We start from the raw sequence: 12,600 nt of genomic DNA, 5'->3' as shown, positions 1-12,600 counted from the left end.
GAGATGGACGAAGGAGCTGAAGTCGATCTGGCTGCCGGCCGCCGGATCGCTCCACACGGTCGTGTTGTTGACGCCGGGGAAATGCGCGGCGAGATGGATCTGCTTGACGGGCTTGCTGCTCATGCGTGGGTGGCCTCTCCGAAGGGTCGCGGGGCGCTCAGGCGCCGGCGTAGCGGTTCGCGGGGCGCGGCAGTCCGAGCAGCCCGCGCAGGCTGTCCGCCTCGTACGCCTCCCGGAAGACGCCACGCCGTTGCAGCTCCGGCACCAGCCCACCGGTGATCCGCTCCAGGTCGTACGGCAGCGCCGCCGGCCGCAGCCGGAAGCCGCTCAGCCCGGCGCCCGCCAACTCCTCCAGCAGGTCCGCGAGTTCGCCCGGCGTACCGGCGAAGACCAACGCGTCGCTGGTGTAGGGGGAGTCGAGTGCCGCGTCCAGCCGCTCCCGGCGCTCGGCCGCCCGGCCCGGCTCCTCGTCGAGGAGGACCACCAGGTCCGCCAGGACGTGCACGGCCGCGTCGCCCCGGCCGGCCCGGTCCTGCTCGGTGCGGATCTCCTCGACGATCGCCGACGCCTGCGCCGTGTCGTGCGGGGTGACGAAGCCGATGTCGGCGGACGTGGCGACCAGCCGGTACGGCTCGGTGCGGTGGGCGAGGGCGGCCACCAGCGGCTGGCCCTGCGGCGGGCGCGGGGTGATGGAGGGGCCCCGGACGCTGAAGTGCGGGCCCTCGAAGTCGATGTAGTGCAGCTTGTCGCGGTCCACGAAGCGCCCGGTCGCCGCGTCGCGGATCACCGCGTCGTCCTCCCAGCTGTCCCACAGCCGCCGTACGACCTCGACGTAGTCGGTCGCCTCGCCGAACAGCTCGGTGATCAGCGCCCGTCCGGCGGGCGAGTCCAGTTCGGCGACGGGCAGCCGGGGGACCTCGCGGCGGCCGAAGTGCGCGGCCTCGTCGGCCCGGCCCGACACCTTCACCTGCACGCCGGCCCGGCCGCCGCTGACGTAGTCGAGGGTGGCGACGGCCTTGGACAGGTGGAAGGGCTCGGTGTGGGTGACCACGGCGGTGGGGACCAGGCCGATGTGCCGGGTGAGCGGGGCGATGCGGGCGGCGGTCAGCACCGCGTCGAGCCGGCCGCGCACCTGGTCGGTGCGGCTGTCGGGTTCGAGGGGGCGGGAGGACTGCAGGCCCAGGGAGTCCTCGATCGTGACGAGGTCCAGCAGGCCGCGCTCGGCCTCGGCTGCCAGATCCGCCCAGTAGCCGGGGCGGAACAGGTCGGCGGGCCGGGCCTCGGGCTCACGCCAGGCGGCGGGGTGCCAGCCGGCGCCGTCGAGGGCGACGGCCAGATGGAGGGGCGAAGGGGATCGGGACATGGGCGTACCGCTTCCTGGTCGGAGGGAGCGCAGTTGGACAGCCGTCGCACCGGCGCGCCCCGCGAAGGCAGGCGGGGCACGCCGAACAGGCCCTGACCGGGCGGGAGCCCGGGGGCGGCGAGGAGGGATCGAGCTGCGGGTGGGGTGGAGCGCGGGGTGGGGCGGCGCTAGCCGGCGGTGTGCGGCAGCGCGGCGGGCCGGTGGTCCGGCCCCGGCGCGGCCGTCATGTCGCGGCCCGGACACAGGGCGGCGGCGACGCGCTGGAGGTCGATGTGCCGCCGGGAGAACATCGCGACGGAGGGCAGCGACCGCATCGTGGTGTCCCGCACCGCGTCACCTCCCGGTCCTGTTCGGCTCACGCCTGTCCGAGTTCGCACTTGCCGAGCCGTCGTCGGCTCCGCCGGGTCGTCACCTGGAGCACCCCGCCGCGACGGAGGGTTGCCGGTCAGCCGGCCAGGGCCTTGGTTGCTGACGCTCATGACCTGCAAGCACGGTAACTCCGCCCTGATGGAGAACACAATCCCTTTCGGCCAGGTGTGAGGCCGGTCGCTCTGCGCACTGATCAGGCCATCAGGGGATTGCCCGGCCGCTGCCCTACGGTTAACGTGCTGTAGGCACAGGGCCCTCACGGAGGGCGACCACGACGCGAAGAGAGCGAGGGGACGGGCATGGCCGCTCAGTACGACCGCCGGTTGTTCCCCGAGGGCTCGTTCCGGACCCGGGTGACCCGGCGGCACGTCGATCTGCTCAGGGTCAGCAGCGCCCTGTGTCCGGAAACCACCGCGGTCCACTGATCACCCGCTGATCGTCCGCAGGCCCGCCGTCCGGCCGGCCCCGCCCTCCCGCCCGTCCCCGGCATCCGACGCGCGCCCCTGACCGGGTGCCGCCGCCGGGTCGTACGCGGCACCGCCTCCTTCCTTCCTCGGTAGTTCCCCGAGCCGTCGTACGCGTGCCCCCGTGGTCGTGGGTGCCGTGCGCGCTCCGCGCTGCCGTGCTTCCCGACGAGACGGGAGACCCCGATGACCCAGCACGACCTGTCCGGGCCGGCCACCGCCGCGCCCGGCCCCCCTGATCCCGCCCCGCCGCCTCCGGGGCCCGCGCTGCACACCGCCGCCGGCGACAAGGAGTTGCTGTCCGCGCGGCTGGTGCCGCTGCGCCACCCCGGCCAATGGGCGTCCGCCGCCGCGTTGTCGGTGCTGTTCGCGATGCTGGTCAACACCATCGTGACCAACCGGCGCTTCCAATGGGATGTCGTCGGCGACTACTTCGTGCGCGGCTCGATCATGCACGGCCTGGAGCTGACGCTGTGGCTGACCGCCGCCGTCATGGCCAGCGGCTATCTGCTCGGTATCGGCGTCGCCGCGATGCGGCTGTCGCACAACCCCGTGCTGCGCGGCCTGGCCTTCGGCTTCGTGTGGCTGCTGCGCTCGGTGCCGCCGCTGGTGCAGCTGCTCTTCTGGTACGAACTGGCGTCGCTCTACCCGCGGTTGTCGGTGGGGGTGCCCTTCGGGCCGGAGTTCGCGCACTTCAAGACGGCACACCTTTTCAGCGGCATCCTCGCCGCGTACGTCGGACTCACCCTGGATGTCGCGGCGTTCTCCAGCGAGATCGTGCGCGGCGGCCTGCTCGCCGTCGATCCCGGCCAGCGCGAGGCGGCCCGGGCGCTGGGCATGGGCGACGGGCGGATCTTCCGCCGTATCGTGCTGCCGCAGGCGATGCCGGCGATCGTCCCGGCGTCGGGCAACCTGCTGATCGGCATGCTCAAGGCGACCTCGATCGTCAGCGTCATCGCGGTGCAGGACCTGCTGTACTCCACGCAGCTCATCTACACCCAGAACTTCCTGATCATGCCGCTGCTCATGGTCGCCACCATCTGGTACATCATCCTCACCACGCTGCTGTCCGTGGGGCAGTTCTACGTGGAGCGGTACTACGCCCGCGGCTCCGGGCGCGACAGCCGCGCAGGACGGCCGCCGGCCCGCGGCCTGTGGCAGATCGCGCGCGGCAACCTCCCGCTGTTCGGGCGGACCCGGACCGATCTGGCGGGCCTGTCATGAGCGCCGGCAAGAGCGGGCAGCGCCCGCTGGTGCGGGTGCGGGGGCTGCGCAAGAGCTACGGCGGCACCCTCGTCCTGGACGGTATCGACCTCGATGTGCGCGAGGGCGAGGTCACCGTCCTGCTCGGGCCCTCCGGGTCGGGCAAGTCCACGCTGCTGCGGTGCGTGAACCACCTGGAGAAGCCGGACGGCGGGTTCGTGGAGATCGACGGCGAGATCGTCGGCTACCGGCAGGACGGCGCGCGGCTGCGCGAGCTGCGGCCCCGGCTGGTGACCCGGCAGCGGGCCCATGTCGGCATGGTCTTCCAGCAGTTCAACCTCTTCCCGCACATGACGGTGCTGGAGAACATCACCGACGCCCCCGTCGCGGTGCGCGGGCTGCCCCGCAAGCAGGCGGTCGCGCACGCCCGGGAGCTGCTGGCCCGGGTGGGCCTGGACGGGCGGGAGGACTCCTATCCGCGGCAGATGTCCGGTGGCCAGCAGCAGCGGGTGGCCATCGCCCGGGCGCTGGCCATGGAGCCGCGGCTGCTGCTGTTCGACGAGCCGACCAGCGCGCTCGACCCCGAGCTCGTCGGCGAGGTCCTCAACGTCATGCAGGACCTGGCCACCAGCGGGATGACGATGATCGTCGTCACGCACGAGATCGGTTTCGCCCGCAAGGTCGCCGACACCGTCGTCTTCCTCGACGGGGGCCGCATCGTCGAGACCGGCCCGCCCGCCGACGTCCTGACCGCGCCGCGCCACGAGCGCGCCCGCGCCTTCCTCACCGCCGTCCTCTGACGGCACGGGCCCCCGGGCCCGCCTTGCCGGGCATTGCCTCCCCGGGCCCGCCTCCCGACCTCGCAGCGCCTTCCCACCGGGCCGCCACCGCCGCCGGCCCGCGACCCGGCGCATATTCCGCACGCCCATGCCCCACCTTCGCGAAAGGCTTTCCCATGACCAGCGCACGCCGCCTCAGCCGCCGCCTGCCCCACCTCGCCGCCGCCACCGCCGGGTTGATCCTCCTCGCGGCCTGCGGCAGCTCCTCGGACGACTCCGGCTCGGGCGCCCCGGCGTCCGGGAAGGACCAGCAGGCGCCCGGCGCGTCCCAGGCGGCCGACCCGAGCGCGATCCCCACGCAGGACGTGGTGTCCTCGATCGCCGCCGATCCCGCGATCAGAGCCGAGCTGCCGGCCAAGGCCCGCGACAGCGGCAAGCTGATCCTCGGCACCACCCAGGCCCCCGGCACCGTCGGCCTGCCGCACGCCGGCGAGCAGGACGGCAAGCCCATCGGCCTCGACGTGGACCTCCGCAACGCCGTCGCGAAGGTCCTCGGCATCGAGTGGGACGTGCAGTACGGCACCTTCCCGACCGTCATCCCCGGCGTCCAGAACGGCCGTTACGACGTCGGCCAGGACAACTTCGGCGCCACCAAGGAGCGCGAGAAGGTGGTGGACTTCGCCACCTACCTCAACGACGGCCAGGCGTTCCTGGGCACCAAGGACCTCCCGGTGGACACCGTCAAGGACCTCACGGACCTGTGCGGCCTGACCATCGCCACCGGGCCGGGGTCGACCTTCCAGCAGATCCTCACCGACGGCGCCGGCAAGTGCTCCGCGGCGGGCAAGAAGCCGTACAAGGTGCAGTATTTCTCCGACAACTCCACGGTGCTGCTCAACTTGCAGAACGGCAAGATCGACGTGAGCTTCGGCCCCACGCTGGGGGTGAAGTACGAGGCGGCGCACCTGCCGAACACCAAGTTCCTCGGTGAGATCAGCACCACGCCGGTCGGCTTCGTCACGGCGAAGAACTCGCCCCTCGCGAAGGCGATCAGCGACGCGGTGAACAAGCTGATCGCCACCGGCGACTACGCGAAGATCTTCGCCAAGTGGAATCTGCCGGGCAGCGGCATCACCACGTCCGAGCTCAACCCGACCCCGACCTTCTGACCCGCCCGGCACGACCGGTGGCCGGGCGGGCGGGGCTTCGAGAACAGGCCCTATGCGCTGCCCGCCACCGCGGGCTGGTCGTCCTCCCGGCCGGCGCGCGGGGTGTCCGGGACGACGGGGATGCCGCCGTCCATCCGGTCCCACAGGCTGAGCAGCGGGGTGGCCATCACGGTCGTGACGACGGCCACCACGACCAGCACGGTGAACATCGAGGGCGACACGATCCCGTCCGCGAGGCCGACGTTGATGGCGATGAGCTGCATGAGCCCGCGGGCGTTCATCAGGGTGCCGATCCGCAGCGCGACGCCCTGCGGCTGGCCGCCCAGCCGCGCGCCCAGCCAGCACGCGCCGAACTTGCCGATCACGGCGACCAGCGTGCAGCCCCCGGCGAACAGCAGCAGCGCGGGATCGGTCAGCACGCCGGTGTCGGTGTTCAGGCCGGAGTAGGTGAAGAACAGCGGCAGCAGCAGCGTCCCGCTGAGCGGGGCGGTGGACTCGATGGTGCGGTCGATGCGCGGCGAGCGCGGGAAGGCCGCGCCGAGGCTGAAGGCGCCGAAGACCGCGTACAGGCCGATCCGGTCGGTGTACCAGGCCGCCGCGCACATGGCGAGCAGCGTCACCAGGAGCAGTTGCTGCCTGGTCATCCGCTCGGTCGCGCGCAGTACGGGGCCGCGGAAGCGGACCAGGAGGTAGAGCAGGACCACCAGCCCCGCGGCGCCCGACGTCGCCAGGACGAGGGAGTCGGAGGTGCCGCGGGCCAGGCTCACCACACCGGCCAGCAGGATCCACGCGGCGACGTCGTCGAGCGCGCCGGCCGCGAGCGAGATGGTGCCGAAGACGGTGCCGGTGAGCCCGCGTTCCAGGATGATCCGGGCGAGCATCGGGAAGGCCGTGATCGCCAGCGTGACGCCGACGAACAGCACGGTCACGTGCAGTGGGATACCGGGCGGCGAGGCGTCCACGGAGCCGTGCACGGCCCAGGTGAGCGCGGCACCCAGCGCCAGCGGCGTCAGGACGCCGGCGGCCGAGACCATCGCGGCCGGTTTGGCCACCGACTTCATCCGGTCCAGCCGGAACTCGTACCCCGACTGGAACATGAACAGGACGAGCCCGAGCTGGCCCGCGACATACAGCAGCGGCCGTAACTCGGTGGGGAACAGGTGGTGTTCGACCCCCGGGAGCAGCGCCCCGAGCACCGAGGGCCCGAGCAGGACCCCGGCGATCATCTCGGCGACCACCGGTGGTTGTCCGAGCGGTCGCAGCAGCAGCGTGACGACCGGGCAGACAGCGAGGATGACGACGACGGCGAGCAGGAACGTGGTGCCTAATTCGGTCGCAGACATGACGAACCGCCCTGGTCGGACACGGGACCAGCTGAGGACGCGGTCACTTTAGTTGAGAATTAAAAGACGCTTCCAGAGGGCAGCGAGTGATCCACGTCACAGGCTTTCGAGGTGTCAGCGGGACACTTCGCCGTGTTGCTGACGTGACGACTGGGGCGAAGTTACGCTGCCGGGACCGTCGTTGAGTGGAGGCTCCGTCATGGGACGCAACCGTCGCGGTCACCCGGACGCGCATTCGGCCAGGCACGGCGTAAGGCTGCGGGCGGTACGGGCGGTGTCCGTGCTCGCCGCCACCGCCGTGGTCGGCACCCTCACCGCCGCCGCGCCGGCGCACCACGCCCCCGGCTCACCGCCGGCCAAGGCGCCGCTCGCCGTCGGATACGGCGGCGCGGTCTCCAGCGTGGACGCCGACGCCACCGCGGCCGGCATCGACGTGCTGCGGCACGGCGGCAACGCGGTGGACGCCGCCGTGGCGACCGCCGCCGCGCTCGGGGTGACCGAGCCGTACTCCTCCGGCATCGGCGGGGGCGGCTACTTCGTCTACTACAGCGCCGGCAAGCACCAGGTGTTCACGATCGACGGCCGGGAGACCGCGCCGCGCAGCGCCACCGACCAGCTCTTCGTCGAGAACGGCCAGCCGCTCGCCTTCGCCGACGCCGTGACCAGCGGCCGGAGCGTCGGGGTGCCCGGCACCGCCGCGACCTGGCAGACCGCGCTCGACGCGTGGGGCACCCGGTCGCTCGGCCAAGTGCTGCGGCCCGCCGAGCAGATCGCCCGCACGGGCTTCACCGTGGACGAGACCTTCAACTCGCAGACCGCCGCCAACCAGGACCGTTTCAAGGACTTCCCGGCCACCGCCGCGCTCTTCCTGCCCGGCGGGCAGCCGCCGGCCGTCGGCTCCACCCTGCGCAACCCGCAACTCGCGCGCACGTATGAGGAGTTGGGGGCCAAGGGGATCTCCGCGATCTACCACGGCGACATCGGCGCGGACATCGTGCGTACGGTACGCAGGCCCCCCGTCGACCCCGCCGCCACCCGCGTGGTGCGCACCGGCGACCTGACGGCCGCGGACCTGGCCGCGTACACCGCGAAGAAGCAGCCGCCGACCCACACCGCCTACCGCGGGCTGGACGTCTACGGGCCCGCGCCGTCCTCCTCGGGCGGGACGACGGTGGCCGAGGCGCTCAACATCCTGGAGAGCACCGACCTCAGGGACGCCTCGCAGGTGCAGTATCTGCACCACTACATCGAGGCGAGCCGGATCGCGTTCGCCGACCGCGGGCGCTGGGTCGGCGACCCGGCCTTCGAGCAGGTGCCGACCGCCGCCCTGACCTCGCAGCGCTTCGCCGACTCGCGGGCCTGCCTGATCAGGGACGACGCGGTGCTGACCAGCCCGCTCGCGCCGGGGGACCCCGCGCACCCGGCGGCCTGCGGCAGCAGCGGGAAGGCGGCGCCGACGACGTACGAGGGCGACAACACCACGCACCTGACGGTGGCCGACAAGTGGGGGAACGTCGTCGCGTACACCCTGACCATCGAGCAGACCGGCGGCAGCGCGATCACCGTGCCCGGGCGCGGCTTCCTGCTCAACAACGAGCTGACGGACTTCTCTTTCGTGCCCGCGAGCCCGGGCGTGCCCGACCCGAACCTGCCGGGGCCCGGCAAGCGGCCACGCTCGTCGATCTCGCCGACCATCGTGCTCAAGGACGGCCGTCCCGACTTCGCGATCGGCTCGCCCGGCGGGGCGACCATCATCACCACGGTGCTCCAGGTCCTCACCGAGCACGTCGACCGCGGCCTGCCCCTGGTCGACGCGATCGCCGCGCCGCGCGCCAGCCAGCGCAACGCGGCGGCCACCGAACTCGAACCGGCCCTGTGGGACAGCCCGTTGAAGGCCGACCTGGAGGGCATCGGCCACCACTTCACGCAGAACCCGGAGATCGGCGCCGCCACCGGCGTCCAGCGCCTCGCGGACGGCCGCTGGCTCGCCGCGGCGGAGCCGGTGCGGCGGGGCGGCGGCTCGGCGATGGTGGTGACGCCGGCGCGCTGACGGCCGGCCCGCGCGCACCCGGACACGCGCGGCACGCAAGGGCCTTCGCGGGCGGCAGCTCGCGGGGGCCCTCCGCCGTGCGGTCACGCCGTCATTCCGCCGCCAGGTCGAGGCTCGCCGGGACCGCGCGGATCGCGTCGGCCAGGCCCGCCAGGAGCGACGCACGCCCGCCCGCGCCGCCGCCGCGGACCCAGGCGCGGCCGGCGATGCTGAAGGCCGTCATCGCCAGCTCCGCCAGGACGTGCAGCCGCAGGTCCTCGGCGTCCAGGTCGAGTCGGGCCGCGAGCCCGGCCGCCAACTGCTCGCGCACGCGCGCCCGGTGGTGCTCGACGTAGCGCAGCAGCGCCGGCTCGGCGACCGCGAGCCGGCGGGTGGCGAGGAAGCGCGCGTCCCATGTCCCGTCCAGGCCCGCCATGGCGTCGGCGAGCGCGCGGTGCAGCCCGTCCAGCACCGGGCCCTTCGGCACCCCCGCGTCCACCGTGGCGAGGAAGGCCGCCCACAGCTCGGCCTCGGCCTCGATACCCGCGGCCTCCTTGGCCTCGAAGGTGCGGGTGAAGGTGCTCTTGGAGACCTCCGCCTCCTCGGCCAGCTCCTCCAGCGTCGTGGCGTCGAAGCCGCGTTCGGCGAAGAGCCGGAGCGCCGCGTCGGCCAGCGCCCGGCGGTTGCGCAGCTTCTTGCGCTCACGCAGCGGCAGGGAACGGTCGTCGTCCATGCCCGCCATCGTAGCCGCGTACGACACCCGGGACCAAGTGACCCTCGACACCCAATGATGCTCAGATTCATTTGCATCTTGACATCAAATGACACCGAGGGTCATTCTCGCCGGGAGGCACCGAGTCCTGGAGGAAGACGTGGAATACAGGCTGGACATGTCCGTGATGCTGGCGTTGCACGACGCCCTGCGCAGGGACCTCGTGATCGTCGCGCGGATCGCGGCGCGCCCGGGCGACGATCCGGGCACGCTGCTGCGGGCGGCGCTGGGCTGGGAGTTGTTCAAGAAGTTCCTGGTCGTGCACCACCGGGCCGAGGACGACATCCTGTGGCCGGTGCTGCGCGAGGCGGTCGCCGGCCACCCGGACCGGCTCGCGCTCGCCGACGCCCTCGAAGCCGAGCACTCCGTCATCGAGCCGCTGCTCGCGGCCGTCGACGCGGCGGGCGCCGACCCCGACCACGGGCACGAGCGGTTCGGCGACCTCGTCGACGAGCTCGTCGGCAAGCTGACCACCCATCTGGCGCACGAGGAGGCCGACGGGCTCGCGCTGATCGACCTGGCGCTCCCCGAGCAGCAGTGGCAGCGCTTCGGCGCCGAGCACGGCCGGCGGCTGCTGCCGGACGCCGCGCTCTACATGCCGTGGCTGCTGGACGGGAAGAGCCCGGAGGCGCTGCGGCAGACCCTGGAACGCTTCCCGCCGCATCTGGCGACGGCCTTCCGCGAGCAGTGGGCGCCCGCCTACGCCGGCCGCGACGTGTGGAACGGCCGGTGACACGCGATGTCCGTGCATGACGCGACCGGCACCGCGCCCACGGCGGCGCCCGCTCCCCCGCGCGGCCTCGGCCTGGCGCTGCTCGTCATCGCCACCGCCCAGCTCATGCTGGTCCTCGACGACACGATCGTGAACGTCGCGGTGCCCAGCATCCAGCGCTCCCTGCACGTACCGCCGTCCGACCTGAACTGGGTGATCAGCTTCTACGCGCTGACGTTCGGCGGGCTGCTGCTGGCCGGCGGGCGGGCCGGCGACCTGTTCGGGCGGCTGCGGGTCTTCCGCGCCGGCATCGCCCTCTTCACGGCGGCGTCGATCGCCGGCGGGTTCGCCCCGGACGAGACGGCCCTGGTCGTGGCGCGTGTCGTGCAGGGCTGCGGCGCGGCCGTCGCGGCGCCCTGCGCGCTGTCGCTGCTGGCGACCACCTTCCCCGCCGGCCCCGCGCGCACGAAGGCGCTCGGCGTGTACGGGGCGATGGGCGGCCTCGGCTCGGTCGTCGGCCTGCTCGCGGGCGGGGCGCTGACGCAGTACGCGAGCTGGCGGTGGGTGCTGTTCATCAACGCGCCGATCGCGCTGCTGGTGCTCGCCGGCACCTTCACGGGGGTGCTCAACCCCGGTCGGGCCGCGCGCGAGGGGCGCCGCGGCCGGCTCGACGCACCGGGCACGGCGACCGTGACGCTGGGCATCGGGGCGCTCATCTACGGTCTCAGCCGGGGCACCGCCGACGGCTGGACGGACCCGGGCACGCTGGTCGCCCTCGTGGCCGGCGCGGGCCTGGTCGCGGCCTTCGCCGTGATCGAGCGCCGCAGCCTCGCGCCGATGCTCCCCGGGCGGCTGGTCGCCGACCGCAACAGGGGCGGCGCCAACGCGGTCATGCTGCTGCTCGGGCTCGGCCTGCTCGCGATGTTCTACCTGCTCACGCTCTACATGCAGCTGGTACGCGGCTATTCGCCGCTGCACACCGGGCTGGCCTACCTCCCGATCGTGCTGGGCACCGGCGTCGCCGCCGGCGGGCTCGGCCCGCGGCTGCTCGCCGCGCTCCCGGCCGGGGCCGTCATCGGCGCGGGCATGGGCCTGGCCGCGGCGGGGCTCGCATGGGTGGCCGCGCTGCTCGGCCCCGCTTCCAGCTACTGGGCGGTGCTCGTCCCGGCGATGCTGGCGGTCGGCGTCGGCACCGGCCTGACGTTCGTCGGCTGCACGGTGACCGGCATGCGCGGCGTCGCCGAGCACGAGTCGGGCGTCGCGGCCGGCCTGCTCAACACCAGTGTGCAGACCGGCGGCGCGCTGGGCCTGGCGGCGCTCGCGGCCGTCGCCTCGGCGGTCACCCGGCACCGGCTGGCCGCCGGGCACCCGCAGGCCGCCGCCCTCACCAGCGGCTACGCCGCCGGCCTGCTGGCGGGCGCGATCGTCTACGCGGTCGCCGCGGCGGTCGCGGCCACCACGCTCACCGCCCGGCTGACCCCGGACGAGGCCGCCGGCCACTGACCGGGCGCCCGGCGGTACTCACCCGGCGGGACTCACGCGTCGGGGAAGCGGGCGGCGAGGTAGGCGCGGCGGGCCTCGACGACCGGGGCGAGGTCGGTGAGCGGGTCGAAGGCGAGGTCGCCCAGCGGGCCCCGGCCGGAGGCCAGCAGGTGCAGGGGGTCGCGGTCCACGCGCAGCAGCAACGCCCCGCCGGCGGCCCGCAGCAGGGTGCCGGGGGTCGCGGCGCCGGCGATGTCGACGGTGACCTCCTCGGGCTCGGCGGCCTCGAAGCCGGCCAGGTCCTCGGCGGCGGCCCCGGCACCGGCCGGGTCCCGCCAGGTCGTGACCCTGACGTGCGGCTGGTCGGTGTCCCAGGGGCCGTAGGCGAGGGTCAGGGAGCGCAGGGCGCCGTCGACGGTGTGGTGCTCGGCCAGCGTGCAGGGGCCGAGCCAGGGGCTCCGGAGCTGGTGGACCGGCTCGGGGCAGGCGCGGAAGGACTGTTCGAGGGCCTCGGCGAGCGCGGCGCGCAGGGCGGGCGCGCGGTCGTCGGCGTCACTGCGATACATGCCGCCAGCCTGCCAGTCCGGACGCGGAGGCGGGTCGTGGTTTTGGAATCGCCGGGTCGCGGTGAGGAGAAGTCCATGACGCACTACTCGATGACGCACGTGGACCTCGGTAAGAACGGCAACGCCGGACGCGGCGGCACGGCGGGCGCGGCGCACCCGGGACGGCACGCCCGCGACGGCCATGTGGCGCACCACGCCGCCGGTTCGCTGCCCACGGCCTACATCGCGCTGCTGGCGCTCGCCGCGGCGGTCGTGCTGGCCGCGGTGCTGGTGGTGGCCCTCGGATGACGGCCCCGGCCGGCGCCGGGTCACCCCCGGGCGCCGGCCGCGGGGCCGGGGGCCGGGGGCC

The 12,600-nt window shown here is 73.7% G+C and carries 13 protein-coding genes and 1 riboswitch; of the genes, 8 read left to right on the top strand and 5 right to left on the bottom strand.

Annotated features, from left to right (window positions below):
* Positions 1–157: 157 nt before the first annotated feature.
* Together HCN08_RS13565 and HCN08_RS13560 are read right to left on the bottom strand one after the other, a co-directional pair.
* The gene (locus tag HCN08_RS13565) at positions 158–1,363 is read right to left on the bottom strand and encodes an LLM class flavin-dependent oxidoreductase (protein WP_167983277.1); all 1,206 of its coding nucleotides are present in this window, start codon (positions 1,361–1,363) and stop codon (positions 158–160) included.
* Between the two features lie 167 nt (positions 1,364–1,530).
* Positions 1,531–1,692, bottom strand: a complete 162-nt coding sequence (locus HCN08_RS13560; protein WP_167983276.1) for a putative leader peptide — start codon at positions 1,690–1,692, stop codon at positions 1,531–1,533.
* A 39-nt stretch (positions 1,693–1,731) separates the two neighbouring features.
* Positions 1,732–1,846: riboswitch (SAM riboswitch) on the bottom strand.
* A 185-nt stretch (positions 1,847–2,031) separates the two neighbouring features.
* On the opposite strand from HCN08_RS13560, the gene HCN08_RS36920 reads away from it, so the two are divergent.
* From HCN08_RS36920 to HCN08_RS13545, 4 genes are all read left to right on the top strand, one after another.
* A complete protein-coding gene (locus tag HCN08_RS36920; protein WP_407648757.1) occupies positions 2,032–2,157 on the top strand; it encodes a putative leader peptide in 126 nt (41 codons plus the stop codon).
* A gap of 225 nt (positions 2,158–2,382) precedes the next feature.
* Positions 2,383–3,420: an amino acid ABC transporter permease gene (locus HCN08_RS13555; RefSeq protein WP_167983275.1), complete on the top strand. Its 1,038-nt coding sequence runs from the start codon at positions 2,383–2,385 to the stop codon at positions 3,418–3,420.
* Positions 3,417–4,199, top strand: a complete 783-nt coding sequence (locus HCN08_RS13550; protein WP_167983274.1) for an amino acid ABC transporter ATP-binding protein — start codon at positions 3,417–3,419, stop codon at positions 4,197–4,199. The genes HCN08_RS13555 and HCN08_RS13550 overlap by 4 nt, the downstream gene beginning before the upstream one ends.
* Before the next feature lie 155 nt (positions 4,200–4,354).
* Positions 4,355–5,347, top strand: a complete 993-nt coding sequence (locus tag HCN08_RS13545; protein WP_167983273.1) for an ABC transporter substrate-binding protein — start codon at positions 4,355–4,357, stop codon at positions 5,345–5,347.
* 50 nt (positions 5,348–5,397) lie between these two features.
* Here HCN08_RS13545 and HCN08_RS13540 read toward each other — a convergent pair whose 3' ends face one another.
* A complete protein-coding gene (locus HCN08_RS13540; RefSeq protein WP_167983272.1) occupies positions 5,398–6,690 on the bottom strand; it encodes a cation:proton antiporter in 1,293 nt (430 codons plus the stop codon).
* A 199-nt stretch (positions 6,691–6,889) separates the two neighbouring features.
* Between HCN08_RS13540 and ggt the strand changes: the two genes are divergently transcribed.
* On the top strand, positions 6,890–8,740 hold the full coding sequence (gene ggt, locus HCN08_RS13535) for a gamma-glutamyltransferase (protein WP_167983271.1): 1,851 nt from the start codon (positions 6,890–6,892) through the stop codon (positions 8,738–8,740).
* Between the two features lie 91 nt (positions 8,741–8,831).
* Here the strand turns inward: ggt and HCN08_RS13530 are convergent, their stop codons facing one another.
* The gene (locus HCN08_RS13530) at positions 8,832–9,452 is read right to left on the bottom strand and encodes a TetR/AcrR family transcriptional regulator (protein ID WP_167983270.1); all 621 of its coding nucleotides are present in this window, start codon (positions 9,450–9,452) and stop codon (positions 8,832–8,834) included.
* A gap of 139 nt (positions 9,453–9,591) precedes the next feature.
* Here HCN08_RS13530 and HCN08_RS13525 point away from each other — a divergent pair, with 139 nt between their 5' ends.
* Together HCN08_RS13525 and HCN08_RS13520 are read left to right on the top strand one after the other, a co-directional pair.
* Positions 9,592–10,224: a hemerythrin domain-containing protein gene (locus tag HCN08_RS13525; protein ID WP_322974426.1), complete on the top strand. Its 633-nt coding sequence runs from the start codon at positions 9,592–9,594 to the stop codon at positions 10,222–10,224.
* A gap of 6 nt (positions 10,225–10,230) precedes the next feature.
* Positions 10,231–11,706 carry an MFS transporter gene (locus HCN08_RS13520; RefSeq protein WP_167983268.1) on the top strand — a complete coding sequence of 492 codons (1,476 nt, stop codon included), beginning with the start codon at positions 10,231–10,233 and terminating at the stop codon, positions 11,704–11,706.
* A gap of 32 nt (positions 11,707–11,738) precedes the next feature.
* Here HCN08_RS13520 and HCN08_RS13515 read toward each other — a convergent pair whose 3' ends face one another.
* Positions 11,739–12,251 carry a hypothetical protein gene (locus HCN08_RS13515; RefSeq protein WP_167983267.1) on the bottom strand — a complete coding sequence of 171 codons (513 nt, stop codon included), beginning with the start codon at positions 12,249–12,251 and terminating at the stop codon, positions 11,739–11,741.
* A 75-nt stretch (positions 12,252–12,326) separates the two neighbouring features.
* Between HCN08_RS13515 and HCN08_RS13510 the strand changes: the two genes are divergently transcribed.
* On the top strand, positions 12,327–12,539 hold the full coding sequence (locus HCN08_RS13510) for a hypothetical protein (RefSeq protein WP_167983266.1): 213 nt from the start codon (positions 12,327–12,329) through the stop codon (positions 12,537–12,539).
* Positions 12,540–12,600: the final 61 nt, after the last annotated feature.

The organism is Actinacidiphila epipremni, from assembly GCF_012034175.1.
Taxonomy (GTDB): Bacteria; Actinomycetota; Actinomycetes; order Streptomycetales; family Streptomycetaceae; genus Actinacidiphila; species Actinacidiphila epipremni.
The sequence above is the reverse complement of the archived record's forward strand: the minus strand, read 5'-3'. Positions and strand labels throughout refer to the sequence as shown.